The organism is Robiginitomaculum antarcticum DSM 21748, assembly GCF_000365025.1.
GTDB classification, from domain to species: Bacteria; Pseudomonadota; Alphaproteobacteria; order Caulobacterales; family Maricaulaceae; genus Robiginitomaculum; species Robiginitomaculum antarcticum.
This window is the reverse complement of record NZ_KB823013.1, coordinates 288,237-303,595: the sequence shown is the minus strand read 5'-3', so window position 1 is coordinate 303,595 and position 15,359 is coordinate 288,237. Positions and strand designations below refer to the sequence as shown.

18 protein-coding genes are annotated in these 15,359 nt (G+C 53.5%); 8 read left to right on the top strand and 10 right to left on the bottom strand.

The window, feature by feature from the left end; all coding sequences use genetic code 11:
• Positions 1-34: 34 nt before the first annotated feature.
• The gene (prmC, locus tag H142_RS0110890) at positions 35-895 is read right to left on the bottom strand and encodes a peptide chain release factor N(5)-glutamine methyltransferase (protein ID WP_017932167.1); all 861 of its coding nucleotides are present in this window, start codon (positions 893-895) and stop codon (positions 35-37) included.
• Positions 895-1,959 (bottom strand): peptide chain release factor 1, encoded by a 1,065-nt coding sequence (gene prfA, locus H142_RS0110885; RefSeq protein ID WP_017932166.1) that lies wholly within the window; start codon positions 1,957-1,959, stop codon positions 895-897. Before prfA ends, prmC begins: the two co-directional genes overlap by 1 nt.
• Positions 1,960-2,101: 142 nt before the next feature.
• On the opposite strand from prfA, the gene H142_RS0110880 reads away from it, so the two are divergent.
• Positions 2,102-2,350, top strand: a complete 249-nt coding sequence (locus tag H142_RS0110880) for a GIY-YIG nuclease family protein (protein ID WP_017932165.1) — start codon at positions 2,102-2,104, stop codon at positions 2,348-2,350.
• A 1-nt stretch (position 2,351) separates the two neighbouring features.
• Here H142_RS0110880 and H142_RS16390 read toward each other — a convergent pair whose 3' ends face one another.
• The 5 genes from H142_RS16390 to sciP all read right to left on the bottom strand — a co-directional run bounded on the left by H142_RS16390 (position 2,352) and on the right by sciP (position 5,276).
• On the bottom strand, positions 2,352-2,834 hold the full coding sequence (locus tag H142_RS16390; RefSeq protein WP_017932164.1) for a hypothetical protein: 483 nt from the start codon (positions 2,832-2,834) through the stop codon (positions 2,352-2,354).
• Positions 2,831-3,415 carry a sigma-70 family RNA polymerase sigma factor gene (locus tag H142_RS0110870; protein WP_017932163.1) on the bottom strand — a complete coding sequence of 195 codons (585 nt, stop codon included), beginning with the start codon at positions 3,413-3,415 and terminating at the stop codon, positions 2,831-2,833. The genes H142_RS16390 and H142_RS0110870 overlap by 4 nt, the downstream gene beginning before the upstream one ends.
• A 5-nt stretch (positions 3,416-3,420) precedes the next feature.
• Positions 3,421-4,062 carry an EF-hand domain-containing protein gene (locus tag H142_RS15475; protein WP_017932162.1) on the bottom strand — a complete coding sequence of 214 codons (642 nt, stop codon included), beginning with the start codon at positions 4,060-4,062 and terminating at the stop codon, positions 3,421-3,423.
• 85 nt (positions 4,063-4,147) lie between these two features.
• Positions 4,148-4,819, bottom strand: a complete 672-nt coding sequence (locus H142_RS0110860; RefSeq protein WP_017932161.1) for a MinD/ParA family ATP-binding protein — start codon at positions 4,817-4,819, stop codon at positions 4,148-4,150.
• Positions 4,820-5,006: 187 nt separating this feature from the next.
• Complete coding sequence (gene sciP, locus H142_RS0110850) at positions 5,007-5,276, bottom strand: CtrA inhibitor SciP (protein ID WP_017932159.1); 270 nt, start codon at positions 5,274-5,276, stop codon at positions 5,007-5,009.
• 274 nt (positions 5,277-5,550) lie between these two features.
• Between sciP and mnmA the strand changes: the two genes are divergently transcribed.
• The 5 genes from mnmA to H142_RS0110825 all read left to right on the top strand — a co-directional run bounded on the left by mnmA (position 5,551) and on the right by H142_RS0110825 (position 8,952).
• Complete coding sequence (gene mnmA / locus H142_RS0110845; RefSeq protein ID WP_017932158.1) at positions 5,551-6,699, top strand: tRNA 2-thiouridine(34) synthase MnmA; 1,149 nt, start codon at positions 5,551-5,553, stop codon at positions 6,697-6,699.
• An 89-nt stretch (positions 6,700-6,788) separates the two neighbouring features.
• On the top strand, positions 6,789-6,992 hold the full coding sequence (locus H142_RS0110840) for a dodecin family protein (protein ID WP_017932157.1): 204 nt from the start codon (positions 6,789-6,791) through the stop codon (positions 6,990-6,992).
• 93 nt (positions 6,993-7,085) lie between these two features.
• Positions 7,086-7,268 (top strand): hypothetical protein, encoded by a 183-nt coding sequence (locus H142_RS0110835; RefSeq protein ID WP_017932156.1) that lies wholly within the window; start codon positions 7,086-7,088, stop codon positions 7,266-7,268.
• A 19-nt stretch (positions 7,269-7,287) separates the two neighbouring features.
• The gene (locus H142_RS0110830; RefSeq protein ID WP_017932155.1) at positions 7,288-8,481 is read left to right on the top strand and encodes a thiolase family protein; all 1,194 of its coding nucleotides are present in this window, start codon (positions 7,288-7,290) and stop codon (positions 8,479-8,481) included.
• A gap of 3 nt (positions 8,482-8,484) precedes the next feature.
• Positions 8,485-8,952, top strand: a complete 468-nt coding sequence (locus H142_RS0110825; RefSeq protein ID WP_017932154.1) for a hypothetical protein — start codon at positions 8,485-8,487, stop codon at positions 8,950-8,952.
• On the opposite strand, the gene H142_RS15470 is transcribed toward H142_RS0110825, so the two are convergent.
• The 3 genes from H142_RS15470 to H142_RS0110810 form a co-directional block, all read right to left on the bottom strand.
• Positions 8,949-9,755, bottom strand: coding sequence for a class D beta-lactamase (locus tag H142_RS15470; protein WP_169331851.1), 807 nt, complete (start codon positions 9,753-9,755; stop codon positions 8,949-8,951). The genes H142_RS0110825 and H142_RS15470 overlap by 4 nt on opposite strands.
• Positions 9,756-9,784: 29 nt before the next feature.
• A complete protein-coding gene (locus H142_RS0110815) occupies positions 9,785-10,666 on the bottom strand; it encodes a dienelactone hydrolase family protein (protein ID WP_017932152.1) in 882 nt (293 codons plus the stop codon).
• Between the two features lie 63 nt (positions 10,667-10,729).
• Entirely contained in the window at positions 10,730-12,361 is a 1,632-nt protein-coding gene (locus H142_RS0110810; RefSeq protein ID WP_017932151.1) for a SulP family inorganic anion transporter, read from the bottom strand.
• Positions 12,362-12,499: 138 nt separating this feature from the next.
• Between H142_RS0110810 and H142_RS0110805 the strand changes: the two genes are divergently transcribed.
• Together H142_RS0110805 and H142_RS0110800 are read left to right on the top strand one after the other, a co-directional pair.
• A complete protein-coding gene (locus H142_RS0110805; protein ID WP_017932150.1) occupies positions 12,500-14,293 on the top strand; it encodes a L,D-transpeptidase family protein in 1,794 nt (597 codons plus the stop codon).
• A gap of 18 nt (positions 14,294-14,311) precedes the next feature.
• Positions 14,312-15,217 (top strand): D-Ala-D-Ala carboxypeptidase family metallohydrolase, encoded by a 906-nt coding sequence (locus H142_RS0110800; RefSeq protein ID WP_017932149.1) that lies wholly within the window; start codon positions 14,312-14,314, stop codon positions 15,215-15,217.
• Positions 15,218-15,359 lie beyond the last annotated feature (142 nt).

Genomic DNA, 15,359 nt, shown 5'->3' with positions numbered 1-15,359 from the left:
CCTAGCGTCACTTTGACATATGTCTAGCGTTTTTTTATCGCTTTGCAGTGACAATACGGTCATGTCCCGCCAGATCAGCGTGGATCGCGATATTATCAAATCCCTCGTGGTGTAAGATATCGCGAATATGTGCCGCTTGACGATTGCCAATTTCGAGTATCACGCTTCCGCTTTGGGTTAGATACGCTCCCGCCTGAGCAGCGATAATACGGTAAGGACCCAATCCATCTTCGCCGCCATACAGGGCACGGCGCGGATCGTGCAGCGCCACTTCGGAAGGCAACGCCGCCATGTCCGCACCGGAAATATATGGCGGGTTGGACACAATTAGATCAAACTGACCCTCAACATTCTCAAACCAATCGCTTTTGATGAAGTCGCAATTCAGATTTAAAATCCGCCCATTTTCGCGGGCCACTGATAGGGCGGCCGCTGAAATATCCACGGCGAGCGCTTTGGCTTGCGCATACTCACGCAAAAGCGACAGGATGAGCGCGCCGCTGCCGACGCCCAGTTCTAAGATTGAGAGGGCCGGATTATCGACGGGAGGATGCAGGCGCAAGGCCGCCTCTATTACGCCCTCGGTTTCGGGGCGCGGCGAGAGTACATCTGCGGTAATGATAAAGCGGTCTAGCCAAAAATCGCGATAACCCAGTATCAGATCAATGGGTTTGCCGGAGAGGCGCGCATGCACAGCTAACCGGAGGTCCTCAATTTGCGTTTCGGTTAAATGATCGCCGCTTTGAGCGATCATGTCTGCATCGCTTAAGCCGGTGACATGTCCGACCAAACGGCGCGCATCGAGAGCGCTGTCATTATTATCTGCAGTCTTAAACCGCGCGGCTAATATAGTCCGCGCGGTGCGGATCGTGACGCCGTCGCGCAGACCCTCCATTAGCCCGCTTCGAGATCAGCCAGTTTATTGGCCTGATCTTCGGCCAGAAGGCTGTTAATGACATCGCCTAATTCGTCACCGGCTACGATTTTATCCAGCTTATATAGAGTCAGGCCGATCCGGTGATCTGTAACGCGGCCTTGCGGGTAATTATAAGTGCGAATGCGCTCGGAGCGGTCACCGCTGCCGACTTTGGACTTACGCTCGTCGGCGCGCTCGGCATCCATACGTTCGCGCTCCATATCATAGAGCCGTAATTTTAAAATCTTTTCAGCATTGGCGCGGTTCTGATGTTGCGATTTTGCGTCACAGACGACGACAATGCCCGAAGGTTCATGCGTCATCCGCACGGCGGAATCGGTTTTATTTACGTGCTGTCCGCCCGCGCCGGAGGCCCGCATAGTGTCGACGCGCACATCATTCATTGAAAAATTGATATCGATATCTTCAGCTTCGGGCAGCACTGCGACTGTGGCGGCGCTGGTATGGATGCGGCCTTGTGTTTCGGTCACCGGTACGCGCTGGACGCGGTGAACGCCGCTCTCAAATTTCATATTGCCGAAAACGCCATTACCGGAGACAGACGCGATAATTTCTTTATAACCGCCCATATCGGCTTCGCTTTCGGATTCGACTTCGACTTTCCAGCCCTGAAGCTGCGCGTAGCGGCTATACATGCGAAACAAATCGCCGGCAAAAATTGCGGCCTCGTCACCGCCCGTTCCCGCGCGGATTTCCAACACAACCGAGGCATTATCGTCCTTATCCTTGGGCAGAAGCAGCACGGCCACGGCTTTTTGTAAATCGGGCAGAGCGTCTTTGAGCGTTTGTAATTCATCCTTGGCCATCGCGCCCATTTCAGGATCAGAGGCCAGCTCTTCCAGATCGGCCATTTCCGCCATATGGGCTTGCAACTTGGCTACGCCCTCGGCCACAGGGCGCAATTCAGCGTGTTCTTTGGACAGGGAGACGATTTCGTCAGGTTCTCTGACCACGGCCATACGCGCTTCGATTTGTTCGAAACGGTCAAGAACCTGGGCGAGTGTATCTTCTGGGATTTGCATGAGGCGTATTTAGCGGGTTTTAGGGCTGTGTCGAGTGGGCATGACGGCGTGATCTATATGGCTATCGCTTAGAGAGGCAAATGATGCGAATAATACTGATAATCCTAACCTCACGCTCATACATTTGCCCCTATTAAATGGGATGGACTGGACAATATATATTCTGCGCTGCGCGGACGGGACACTCTATTGCGGCGTGACCAATAATCTTGCGCGCCGCCTGACGCAGCATAATGCGGGCCGGGGGGCGAAATATACAATGCGGCGCGGCCCTGTGACTGTGGTTTATACGGAAGATGCTCCTGATCGCAGCGCGGCGCAAAAGCGCGAAGCGGCGATAAAAAAACTGACGCGGCCGGAAAAACTCAGCCTGATAAAATGGGCCGCTTAAGCTAAATACCATCCCATAGATCATCAAGCTGCGCGTTTATAAATTCACCGGCATCGGCATATTCGACGCTCACCTCTTCAGTCTGCGCTGTCAGAATTTCAATCTCCGCATCGGTAAAGCCTTTACTGCTAGGTTGCTGCATAAACAGCAGTCCGGCAATGCCGGCAAACAGGATGACGGCGGCAATGCGATAAAAAGCGGGACGGGATTTCACAGATTTCGCTGTTAGCTGAGCGGCATTGGTCCGTTTGAGTATCCGCGTTTTCAACAAATCTGTCGGCGCGGGCGCGCGGCGGCGATGCAGAAGAGCGTCGATCTGCCCGGCGCGGTTTAAAACCTGCGCGGCGCTGTCATGACGGGCTGCAAAATCCTGAGCAACGGCGCGCTCGTCTTCGGGCCAGCGTATCGGGTCAGCGCCATAAGCCTCAACAATCTGCACAAAGCGCAGAGCATTCATTTTGATATTTTTAGCTGTATCCATCATTGTCCCAATCCCTCCATCAGGCTGTCTTTTTGCGGAAGTAAAATATCCCGCAAAGCCCGCCTCGCACGGGCCAGAAGCGACTCATAAGCCACCTCGGTAATCTCTAATATTTTCGCGCCTTCGGACTGGCTGACATAGTCGTAATGACTGAGCGTCAGGGCTGCACGCTGCCGGTCCGGCAGGCTGGCTAGGGCCGCGCCAATAGTCGCGCTGGTCTGCTCCGTGGCCATTTGCGTTTCTGCAGATGCGGCGTTGTCGACCGGTTCCGGCAGTGTGTCACTGAGAATTTCTCGGTGCTTACGCAGACGGTCCAGACAGGTATTGGTCGCCACGCGGCGCATCCATGTCAGAAACATCGCATTGCCAAATTCCCACTCTGAAGACTTCAGCCACGCCTTCAGAAAGACATCCTGGGCTACATCTTCGGCGGCCATCTGATCGCCGAGCATATGATAGGCCAGCGCGGTCACGCGCTTAAGATTTGCGTCCATAAGGCCGGACAAGCCGCGGGCATCGCCCGCGGCCATAGCCAGAATAAACCCCTTATCGGGATCCGTCTTTATGCCGTCAGTGTTACGCAAAGGGCTTAGCGCTGACCGCGGCGGCCTTTGTGCATGCCCTTGTGGCCTTTTTGATGGCCGCGAAGGTTCATCTCGTCTGCGGCCAAAACGCCATCACCGTTTTTATCAGAGCGATCGAAACGGGCAGTGACACGCGCCATATATTCATCACGGCTGATAAAACCGTCATCATTGGCGTCCGGGTTGACGCGGGCAGGGCGATCGGCGCGGGCAGGGTGATCGGCGCGGGCCTCTTGACGCATGGCTTTACGCTCTGCGCGCTTGGCTTTCATAGCGGCGCGGGCGGTTTCACGCTCAGCATCGCTGATCGTGCCATCACCATTGGTGTCGACTTTGGCCATCATGCGGGCTTTGCGATCAAACATCTTCTCGCGGCGCTTGTCGTGGGGGGCTTTGCGGGCGGCCGTACGCTCAGCTTCGTCAAGCATCCCGTCACCATTAATATCATTTTCGTCGAAGCGGATCATGGCAGGGGCGGCAAATTCAGCCGCGCTGATAAAGCCGTCAGCATTGGTGTCGACCTTGGCCATCATCGCCGCTGGGCGCTCCATGCGGTCCGGCCGCTGATCAGGTGTTTGTGCGTTCGCAGCGCCTGCAACAAGCAGGGTGCTTCCCATAAGGGCAGATGTGATAAGTAAACGTTTCATGTTTTTAGCTCCATTAGTGGCTCTCTCATAACCATAAACGGGCCGGACATGAAAATCCGTCGTGAAAACTGCAAAAATTATGGCATTAGGCGGAACGGCGTGCGGGCTCTGCTATATCCAAATGGTCCAACAGGCCGTCTGCAGCGTCGCTCGTCATGCCGTCGCGCGTAATAATTGCGGCGAGCGGCGGCGGCGCGCCTAAAAATTCGCGTATGGTATCGGTCAGCATCTTATGGGCTTCGCGGGCCTCATCTTCAGGGCCGCAGGCTATGAGCAGTGGATCAAGGCGCGGGCATCGCGTCCGCAGCGCGTCGAGCATCCAATAGCCGCGCATAAACCGGTCACTTTGGCTGTGATAATGCAGCAGACTGACATCCGCGGCGGTAGCCAATCGCACAATAGCCGGCGTACATCCGAAAGGCGTGGTAACAATAACATTGTCATAGGTCAGCGATAAAGCGGCCAATATACCTAAAATATCATATAATGGTGCGTCGCCGGCCTGGACCTCAATAAGTCCGCTGTGCGGGCATATCTGTTTGGCGTCGCATAGCTGAGCCTCACCGCGCAGGACATCTGAAAGCGTGGCCGGTTCTGAATTTATGCTATCGGCGCAGTCAACCAGCAGGACGCTGTCACCCCTGCGGCGCGCGGCATGCGCTAGAGCGCGGGCCGAGTTTGCAGATGGCAGTCCATCCTCTGCAGCCATAATACAAAACAGCCGCGCGCGGGTTTCGCGCTTTACATTGTGAGGCATTGACACCCTTCCATTTCACCAATTTGCGCAGAATATCTACGCGCGCCTGATTGTTCAGGTCTGTGACAGCGAATAGCAATTCAGGGTTAAAAAGACCTAAAAATTATAAATTAAATCAGATGTTTAGGCAAAAAAATACCGCCCGAAATGAACCGGACGGTATATTATTTTTTAATATGAATACCGCTTAGCGATATTGCTGCGTGCGTGTTGTGCGAAGTCCGGCAATGCCGTGAGCTTCAATACTGCGCTGCCATGTGAGAAATTCTTCAGACGACAAGCCGTAGCGCTCACACGCGCCTTCCAAGGTCAATAGGCCGCCACGTACAGCCGCGACAACTTCGGCTTTGCGCCGGATAACCCAGCGTACTGTACTGGGCTTAGGTAAATCTGCCATCGTAAGCGGCGTGCCTTCCGGCCCAATGACAACATGTTCTCTTTTGAGTTTGCGATCCATTCTTCGCGTCCCTTATTGTTTCTCTCTTTAGTCAGACTGTTATTAAACGCTTGATATTAAAAAGGTCTGAATCAATGCAAAAATGCTCCAAAAAAAGTGAATAAAAACAAATGTTTACGATGGTTAACGCGGTAACCTTGGTAAACAAATTATGACTCGCCGGGCTAACGAATTGATTCTATTACGAATCTTTCATGTCATATGAGTCCCGTTTTGGTACTGGCGACTGGCGAGCAGGCTCGACATTAACGACTCTCCTCACTATTTAACGGTCATGAGCGTAAAACAGGATATAAATTCGTTAGGATTTGCGAAACCTCCATCGCAAACCCGCGTCGTCGTCGCCATGAGCGGCGGCGTAGACAGTTCTGTCTGCGCGGCTTTGCTAAAACGTGAGGGCTATGAGGTCATTGGCGTAACCCTGCAGCTATATGATCATGGCGCGGCGATTAAGAGCGCTAAAGCCTGCTGCGCGGGTCAGGATATATATGACGCGCGCCGCGTCGCGGAAATGATGGATTTTCCGCATTATGTTTTGGATTACGAAAGCAATTTCAAAGAGCAGGTCATTGAGAACTTCGCGGATAGCTATCTGATGGGCGCGACGCCTATTCCTTGCGTGCGCTGTAACCAGACGGTTAAATTCAAAGATCTGCTGCAAACCGCGCGCGATTTGGGCGCGGACTGTATGGCGACGGGGCACTATATCAAGCGCGTACAGGGTCAAGACGGGCCGGAGCTTCACCGCGCCTATGATCACGGCAAAGACCAAAGCTATTTCCTGTTCGCCACAACGCGCGAGCAGCTGGACTTTTTGCGCTTCCCGCTGGGCGCAATGGACAAATCGGAGACCCGCAAGCTGGCCACCGAGATGGGGTTAAATGTCGCCGCCAAGCCGGACAGCCAGGATATTTGTTTTGTGCCGACCGGAAAATATACGGACGTCATTGAGAAGCTGCGTCCCAATGCGGCTGTGGCGGGCGACATCGTGCATCAGGACGGCCGCATATTGGGACAGCATCGCGGCATTATGTATTACACAATCGGGCAGCGGCGCGGTCTTGGCCTGCCGGATGGCTCTGGCGCGGATCCGCTCTATGTTGTCAGCATTGACGCGGAGACAAACCGCGTTGTGGTCGGGGCGCATGAGGCGCTTCTGCGCAGCCATATCTATGTCGAAGAGGTCAATTGGCTGGGCGACGGCGATATCGGCGCGGCGCTGGACGGGCTTGCCGTGCGGGTCAAAAACCGCTCGACCCGTCCGCCTGTACCGGCGACTTTGCGCTATGAGGGCGGTAAGCTTGCCGTTGAACTGGCTGAGCCTGAGGCAGGCATATCCCCCGGACAAGCCTGTGTGTTTTACGAGGATCGCGGCGACGCGCAGCGTACGCTCGGCGGGGGCTGGATCACCGCAACGGCCTAATAAAGAATCGCCCATTTTGGAACTTTTAGGTTCGCCCTGCGCTCCTTAAGTAAGCTGCACCACCGCAGCATCACAACAAGGAGTATCCCATGGCTATTATGAAGTCCGTCGAAATTATGAGCGAAAGCGAAAAATCTTTCGAAGATGCTATCCAAAAAGCGATTACCCGCACTTCTAAAACTGTCGACAATATCCGGTCGGCCTATGTGCGCGATCAGACTACGACAATTAAGAACAATAAAATCGACATGTTTCGCGTGACGTTGAAAATCACATTTGAGGTCGGCGCTTAAGCTAAGCATGCCTGCCTGCACAGTATTGTGCATTGAAAACAAGACCCCGCGCATTATCTAATGTGCGGGGTTTTTATTTTAGGAGTGTCTCTTATGGAAAGTATTCTTACAACACCGGTATTCTGGATTTCCGCCATTTTCGCCGCAGGTGTTCTGGCTTGGCTTTATTACGACACGCGTAAACATAAAAGCTGGAAAGAGTCCCGCCAAGAGCGTATGGCTCGCCTGAAAAAGGACGCCATTGAAAAACTTCGTGCCGAAAAAGAGGCCGAATAAAAGAATAAAGAGTTATTATATGACTACATCTTCTCACGACCCTATTGTTATTGTCGGCATGGCCCGCACGCCTCTAGGTGCGTTTCAGGGCGCATTTTCCAGCGTTACGGCCGCCCAGCTTGGCGCGGCTGCAATTAAAGCGGCGCTGGCTGAGTCCGGCGTAAAAGAAGACGATGTTGATCAGGCCGTAATGGGCTGCGTGCTGCCTGCCGGGCAGGGCCAAGCGCCTGCGCGCCAGGCTGCGCTCGGCGCCGGACTTCCAATGAGCACAGAGGCGGTCACTGTCAACAAGATGTGCGGCAGCGGCATGCAGGCCGCGATGCAGGCCCATGACGCGATCAAAGCGGGAAGCGCGAATATCGTTGTTGCCGGCGGTATGGAGAGCATGACCAATGCGCCATACCTGCTGCCTAAAGCGCGCGGCGGCATGCGCATGGGTGATCAGCAAGTCATTGACAGCATGATGCATGACGGCCTGACCGATGCTTATGCCGGCGGTGCAATGGGCGTTTTTGCCGATATGATTGCGGGCGAGTATCAATTCACGCGTGAACAGCAGGATGCTTATTCCATAGAATCTGTCCGCCGGGCCAAAGCCGCGCAGGATAATGGCGGATTTGACCGCGAGATTACGCCCGTCACCGTTAAAGGCCGCAAAGGCGACACGGTGGTCAGCGTCGATGAAGGTCCAGTTAACGCGCGGCCTGAGAAAATACCGACCTTGCGCCCTGTCTTTACCAAAGACGGCACAGTTACGGCGGCCAATGCCAGCTCGATTAATGACGGCGCGGCGGCGCTGGTCATGATGAAAAAATCAGATGCCGAAAAGGGCGGTCATAAAATCCTGGCCGAGATTGTCAGTCACGCGGCCTATGCCCATGAACCGGCTTATTTCACCACTGCCCCCGTCCATGCCATTAAAAAGGCGTTGGATAAAGCGGGCTGGACTGCATCCGAGGTTGATCTGTGGGAGATTAACGAGGCTTTTGCCGTGGTTCCCATGATTGCGATGCAAGAATTGGGACTGGATCATGACAAGGTCAACGTCAATGGAGGCGGCGTTGTGCTCGGCCACCCGATCGGCGCGTCCGGCGCGCGCATTATTGCCACGCTCATCGCGGCCATGGAGCAGCGCGGCGTTACCAAAGGCGTGGCCAGTCTGTGTATTGGCGGCGGCGAAGCGACAGCAATTGCCCTGCAGCGCGCGGCATAGATAATGAAATTTCTTTACTCCGGGGACCGCGGCCAAACGGGCCACAAAGAACGCGTCGATATTATTGGCACGCCCGCGCAGCTTCGCGCGATCGGGACATTTCTCACGACTGTGACGAAGAACACCGCGTTTAAAGGTCATACCGGCGTTACGGGCAGCTACCCCATTAATCTTGCCGCTTTGAAAATTATGCTGGCGAACTCGCCTGACGCGAAGCTTGAAATGACGGTGCCGAAAGACGCGTTAACGCTCACAGCGGGCAAAGATGTTTTCCGTCTTCTGGGCGAAAGCATTCTGGCCAGTTTTAAAACGGGTGATGTGTCGGATTATGAGATTGTCGTGACAGGGATCAAAAACTCGCCCATCATGGATAACCCGCGCCGCGATCTATATTTTCGCAGCGAAATGGCTCAATCGACAACGATAAGCGAGGATTTCTCCGGCAATAATTCTGGGCGCGCATACCGCTAGGGTAATTCGCCGAACGCGCCGATTGACGTAAGCGCAGCTTTGACAACTGTCTTTCGCTTTTCACGGCCTTCGCCGTCCGGCATGTCCATGTTGAAAGCGAAGACATATGTGTCGGACGTCCCGGAATGGACAGTTTCAATCCAGCCGACATACCAGCCAATATCCATGTTTTCACCATCAGAGCGCCAACCCGTTTTGGCATATAGAGTATAGTCTGCCGCGCTCTGCTCAATCATGAGCGGAAAGCTGATATCATATGTCGATGTCGAAAATGGCAATTTACGTCCGGACAAACGCGTCAAAAAATCGATCTGCTCATCAACAGAAATTTCCAGCGGCCCGAGCAACCAATAGGTCGTCAGATCATCCTCATCGCCTATATTGGCATTGCCGTAGTTCAGGCGTGCCATCCACGCCGACATGGCGTCATGACCTTGCTGCGCGGCTAAGAATTGATAAACCCAAACGGCAGAATATTGAAAAGCCGAAGCCAATGTGTGATCGCGGTTCCATATATCGAAAGTCCGCTGTGTCCCGTCCCATTCAAAGATCGTTTCAGGAGATGCAAAACCGTCCTCTATCATAATTAAGGTGTGCGGGATTTTGGATGTTGAAGCAGGCGGGTAGCGCTGCGCCAGCCGCGCGCCTCCGCTTTGCCAAATTTGACCGTCAGACAGGCGAATGACTTTCAGCGCAGAGTGATCCGGCGCTACGCCGTTTTCCATGACTATCGCAGAGACATTGATGGGGTTTTGCTGTTTAACGGCTTCGCCGCAGGCCATCAAAATAATGCAGGCGTACACACATAAGATGTATCTTAGCATTGTGCGGTCTAACCCAATGCCCCCTCAAACAAGGCCAGCATACGCGCCCACGCTTTGTCGGCGGCGGCTTCATTATAGACAGCAGAGTCGGGCGGGCACCAGCCATGCTGCGTTCCGGCGTAAACTTCGATCTCGGCGGAGTTATCCGTGGCGGCGAAGGCTTCGCGCAATGTCTCTTTGGACTGCGGATCACGCTCGTCGTCATTTTCCGCAATCGCAATCAGGTAATCCGCGTTCATTTGCGGGATGAGCAGATGCGGGCTATCCGGCTGATCAGTGGTCAGGCCACCGCCGTGAAAGCTTGCGCCTGCGCCAATACGCGATGCCATAGTTGCCGCTGTAATCATCGTCATCGGCCCGCCCATGCAATAGCCTGTCGTGCCGATTTTGCGGCCCTTATCAACCGCCTCTTGGGCGTCCAACCAGTTAACGAAGGCCGCCGCGTCAGTTCTGGTCGTGTCCTGCGTCAGTGCGCGGGCATAAGGGACGATCTTTTCGCGCACAGCAGGGTCTTTGAACGTTTGGCCGACCTCGACCAGCGGCGCTTTGACCTGTCGGTAATAGGGATTGATGACCAGCGCGGCATAACCGTCACCGGCGAGGCGCTTGGCCATCATTTTAAAGGCCGGACGCAGACCGACAATATCCGGCCAGATGAGAACGGCGGCATGCGCGCCATCGCTCGGATGCGCGAAATAAGCATCGGCCTGTCCGTCCGGCGTATTAATGACGACATCATTTTCGGTAATGCCTGCGGCAGCTTCTCCCGGGGCGCAGCCGGCAAAAGCCATGGATATGCCGGCTCCGCCCGCAAGCAGCGAGAACGTCCTGCGGGTTATGTGCTTTTCGTAAAAGCCCTGATTTTCGGCTTCGGTAATATTATCGCACATAGCCGGCTCCTATAATGGTGAGCGTGAAAACTAGTGCGAAAACGGCTGCGGGTAAAGCCGCCTTTAGTGACCGCTGCCTAACCGTCCCAGACGGACATTATAATCCACGGCCAGTTCGTAATCCGGATCATCATCACTATCGACGATAAGCTGTCCAGCTTTGTTGAGGAGTTGATGGCAATCATGAGTTAGGTGGCGCAGTTGCAGCGTTTTTCCTGCCGCCTCATATTTGGCGGCCAAAGCTTCAATCGCCTGTAAGGCAGATTGGTCAACAACGCGCGAATTATCGAAATCGACAATCACATTTTGCGGGTCATCGTTGACCGTAAACAGTTCCGAGAACCCTTCGGCAGAGCCGAAGAAAAGCGGGCCTTCTAATTTATAAACTTTGGTATCGCCCTCGGTTTTCGTATGCGCGTCAATGCGGCGCGACGCGTTCCAGGCATAGGCCAGCGCGCTCACAATGACGCCCACAACCACGGCGACTGCCAGGTCGTGCCACACTGTAACGACTGTGACTAAAATAATGACAAATGCATCCGTCAGCGGAATTCGGCGCATGATCGAGAACGACTGCCACGCAAAGGTACCGATCACGACCATAAACATAACGCCGATCAGCGCGGCCAGCGGGATCATCTCAATATATTGGCTCGCGAATAAAATGAAGGCCAGCAGGAACAGCGCTGCGGAGAGGCCTGACAGGCGGGTGCGTCCGCCGGATTTCACATTAATCATAGACTGCCCAATCATGGCGCAGCCGCCCATGCCGCCAAAAAATCCCGTGACCGTATTAGCAACGCCTTGGGCCACGCATTCCTGTGACGCTCCGCCGCGTTCTTCTTTGATCTCACCGACCAGATTAAGCGTCAGCAGGCTTTCGATCAGGCCAATGGCGGCGAGGATGACGGAATAGGGCAAAATAATTTGCAGCGTTTCAAGATCAAAGGGAACGTTTGGTATATGGATTTGCGGCAGACCGCCTTTGACGCTGGCCAGATCGCCAACGGTCGAGACGTCGAGGCCAAAGCCGATAACAATCCCGGCGACAATTCCGATCCCGGCGAGCGGCGCAGGAATGATTTTCGTCAGCTTGGGAAAGCCCCAGATAATGACCATAGTCAAAACGGTCAGCCCGATCATCAACGCCATATCCATGCCGGCCAGCCACTGCCCGTTCGGTAAAAAGCTGTGACTGTCGACTGTGGCGGTGCCCGGAATTTGAAATTGTCCTAATTGCGCCAGACCGATGACAATGGCGAGGCCGTTAACAAAGCCCAGCATGACGGGATGGGGGACAAGACGGATAAATTTACCCAGACGGAATAGTCCGGCTAGAATTTGTAATATCCCCATCAAGACGACTGTCGCGAATAAATACTCAACACCGTGATCGGCGACTAACGCGACCATGACAACAGCCAGCGCGCCAGTTGCGCCGGAGATCATGCCCGGGCGCCCGCCAATCAAGGCTGTAATCAGGCCCACGATAAAGGCGGCGTAAAGCCCGACCAGCGGCTCAACCCCTGCGACAAAGGCAAAGGCAACGGCTTCGGGCACGAGCGCTAAGGCCACGGTTAAACCGGCAAGAAGCTCTATTTTTGTGCGCGAAATTGTAAATTTCACTGGGCCTTCGCGGCGGCGCGCGGGAATGGAAATGCGGTCGGCAAAGGCGGATAGGCTGGAACGGATCATAGCATACTCGAATGATGTGGGATTGCGCCGCTCCGTAAGGGGCTTTCACCGCTGCGGCAAGGGTCAATGGCGGCAAACTCCCTTACAGTTGGGAACCATCGGCGGTGTTACCCATTATTTTAGCAACTGGAGACGAAGATGACTAACTTTACAAAACTGCCTTATAAGACTTTCGCCGCGACGCTTCTTGCCGCAAGCTATATGGCCGCGCCAGCCGCATTTGCCGGTAGCGAACTCAGCATGCATATGCAGGCGGCGCCGATTAATGCAGAGCTTTTTGTCGGTGAAGCCGACGGCAAGCTGGCCAAGGTTATCGAAGCCCGCGTGATTGACGGCCAATATGATAGACTGATCAAAAACGAATTTGGTGATCCGACGCTGCAGCTTGTCCGCCGGGCCTATGCGAGACGTAATTATAAGCCTGTATGGACGTTAAAAGGCGCAGACAGCCTGCGCGAATATTCTGCCTCTATGTTTGACCAAGGCATTATCTCTGAGACAATTTTCAAAAATGACTTGGACCGTTTGATAAAAGCGCGTTTTTCATCCCGTACTGATAAAGCACGTGCAAATGCTGATATAAAACTAACATTGGCTTGGTTCCGTGCTGCGAAAGCCGTTAGCGGCGGTCTTTATGATGAAGGCGGCGCCGAAAAATCCCGTATGGATGGTCCTGTGCGTATTTCACTCGTCGACGATCTGATCAGTTCGGGTGAAGGCAGCACGTTCAAACAAATGAAAGAGCTTGAGCCGACACATCCGCAATATCTTATGCTCAAAGACTCGCTCAAAACATATCGTGACTATAAAGAAAATGGCGGTTGGTTAGCTATCCGTGATGGTGACGCCATAGAGATGGGCGACCGCGATCCCCGTATTCCTGCCTTACGCGCTCGTCTTGAGACGGAAGGATATAAAACGACCGCAGAAGCACTCTACATCCCACTTGTCAGCAGCAACTCTGACAAAGAGGACATTGATCTCTATGATGAGAATCTGGAGCGTGCTGTAAAGCTGTACCAAGAGCGTCATGGCCTGGAACAGGACGGCGTTATTGGCGGGAATACGCTTAAAGCGCTTAACGAATCCGTTGAGTCCAAAATTGACCGTATTGCCGATTCAATGCATCGCTGGCGTTATCAAGGCGATATGGGCTCACGGTATATATGGGCCAATATTCCCTCTTACACCGCTGAAGGCTGGGATAAGGGCGAGCGCAAAATTGAAATGAAGACAATCGTAGGCAAGCCCCGTCACGCCACACCTGAATTCTCCGACAATATTGAATATATGGTCGCGAACCCAAAATGGTATTTGCCGATTAGCATTGTGAAACGCTCAAAGCTTCCGAAGCTGAAAAAAGACCCCGGCTATGCCGCACGTAATAACTACAATATTTATGACCGCGCAACAGGCGCTAAAATCAGCGCTTATAATGTCGATTGGAGCGAGCCGGGTGTGGCCCGTAAATACCGCTTCGTGCAAAGCGCCGGCGATAATAATGCTCTGGGCGAGATGAAAATCATCTTTCCTAATCAATATTCTGTTTACTTACACGGCACGCCGGGCGAGCATTTATTTGAAAAAGCCCAGCGGGCCTTTTCGTCCGGTTGTGTCCGCCTCGAAGATCCGGCTAAAATGGCCAAATGGATTGCAAAAGGTGACGAGACAGTTGACCGTACAGCTATTACGGAGGCTTTGGATGAGGACTCGCGCGTTCGGTTTGAACTGGATGAGCAAATTCCTGTTCATATCACTTATTTCCTCGTAACTGCTGACGAAGACGGACAGCCCACATTCTGGCGCGATATTTATAAACGCGATGACGGCATTAAATATGTCAAACGCTATGCCAAGCCTTATGTCCAGACGTCACAAAGCGTTGATCTGAATGTGAATGCTGACAAGAATTTAATGCAAACACCGGGCTAGTCTGTATTAAACGCCCTTATGATCAAACCTAAGTCGCCTGTTTTCGCAATCACAGCCCTCGTGGCTGTGATTTCATGTTCACTCTCCGCTCCGGCTCTAGCTGAAAGCCCGCAAAATAGAGAGTTCAAGCTTGCCGGAAAGGTGGTTGAGTATTCGGTGTGGCACAAAATGGTTATGCCTGGCCAAGTGCTGCCTATCTCTCTTCGTAAGGGTCAATCTGCGAACGTGGATGGCGATACAGTAACGGACGGCTGGACCGCGCCAAAAGCAGCCGGAACACATTATTTGACAGTCACAGGCCGTGGCGGAAAAGTTGTATCCAAAGTGACCTTATTTGTGCTCGAGCCCAGTTCTAATATTGATGACCGCGGCTATCTGGGTACTTACCGGATTGGTCAGTATCCCAAAGATACGCCGCGCGGATTTATCAAGCTGAATAAAGAAGATGGCAACATCGCGGTTTCGCCGTCATTTAAGGTCGGCCAATTTTTATGCAAGCAACAGCCTAAGGTCTGGCCGAAATATGTGCTTGTGTCCGAGCCTAATCTGGACCGGTTGGAAACGCTGCTGAATGATTTAAATGCTAAAGGCCTGACTGACGCCAAGACATTGTTCGTGATGAGCGGGTACCGAACGCCATTCTACAACTACGCTATCGGGTCAGCGAAAATGTCCCGGCATATGTATGGTGACGCCGCCGATGTCTATATCGACACCAAGCCGCGAGACGGCGTGATGGATGATATTAACGGTGATGGCGCGGTCACGAAGGCCGACGCCAATTTCCTCTATGACCATGCTCAAACGCTCTTTGGTATAGCCAACGTCAATAAAGGCGGCCTTGGCAGTTACAAAGCCAATGCCGTTCACGGACCATTTGTTCACGTCGACGGGCGAGGGCGTCCCGCACGGTGGGGCCGATAGTTAATATTTACACTAGTTTTAAACCATGAGTAGTATATAGCTGTGCCCCCCTTAACGCTTAGGGTCTTGACCGTGAACTCTTGATGCACCTTAGACCCCGAACATAAAAAGCTCAGGCCTATGCGGGAATGGCCTGATGTAA

Bases quoted from the DNA above. Each gene is read 5' to 3' on its own strand.
- prmC (WP_017932167.1), bottom strand. From the start codon at position 895: ATGGAGGGTCTGCGCGACGGCGTCACGATCCGCACCGCGCGGACTATA.
- prfA (WP_017932166.1), bottom strand. From the start codon at position 1,959: ATGCAAATCCCAGAAGATACACTCGCCCAGGTTCTTGACCGTTTCGAA.
- H142_RS0110880 (WP_017932165.1), top strand. From the start codon at position 2,102: ATGGACTGGACAATATATATTCTGCGCTGCGCGGACGGGACACTCTAT.
- H142_RS16390 (WP_017932164.1), bottom strand. From the start codon at position 2,834: ATGATGGATACAGCTAAAAATATCAAAATGAATGCTCTGCGCTTTGTG.
- H142_RS15475 (WP_017932162.1), bottom strand. From the start codon at position 4,062: ATGAAACGTTTACTTATCACATCTGCCCTTATGGGAAGCACCCTGCTT.
- H142_RS0110860 (WP_017932161.1), bottom strand. From the start codon at position 4,819: ATGCCTCACAATGTAAAGCGCGAAACCCGCGCGCGGCTGTTTTGTATT.
- sciP (WP_017932159.1), bottom strand. From the start codon at position 5,276: ATGGATCGCAAACTCAAAAGAGAACATGTTGTCATTGGGCCGGAAGGC.
- mnmA (WP_017932158.1), top strand. From the start codon at position 5,551: ATGAGCGTAAAACAGGATATAAATTCGTTAGGATTTGCGAAACCTCCA.
- H142_RS0110840 (WP_017932157.1), top strand. From the start codon at position 6,789: ATGGCTATTATGAAGTCCGTCGAAATTATGAGCGAAAGCGAAAAATCT.
- H142_RS0110835 (WP_017932156.1), top strand. From the start codon at position 7,086: ATGGAAAGTATTCTTACAACACCGGTATTCTGGATTTCCGCCATTTTC.
- H142_RS0110830 (WP_017932155.1), top strand. From the start codon at position 7,288: ATGACTACATCTTCTCACGACCCTATTGTTATTGTCGGCATGGCCCGC.
- H142_RS0110825 (WP_017932154.1), top strand. From the start codon at position 8,485: ATGAAATTTCTTTACTCCGGGGACCGCGGCCAAACGGGCCACAAAGAA.
- H142_RS0110815 (WP_017932152.1), bottom strand. From the start codon at position 10,666: ATGTGCGATAATATTACCGAAGCCGAAAATCAGGGCTTTTACGAAAAG.
- H142_RS0110810 (WP_017932151.1), bottom strand. From the start codon at position 12,361: ATGATCCGTTCCAGCCTATCCGCCTTTGCCGACCGCATTTCCATTCCC.
- H142_RS0110805 (WP_017932150.1), top strand. From the start codon at position 12,500: ATGACTAACTTTACAAAACTGCCTTATAAGACTTTCGCCGCGACGCTT.
- H142_RS0110800 (WP_017932149.1), top strand. From the start codon at position 14,312: ATGATCAAACCTAAGTCGCCTGTTTTCGCAATCACAGCCCTCGTGGCT.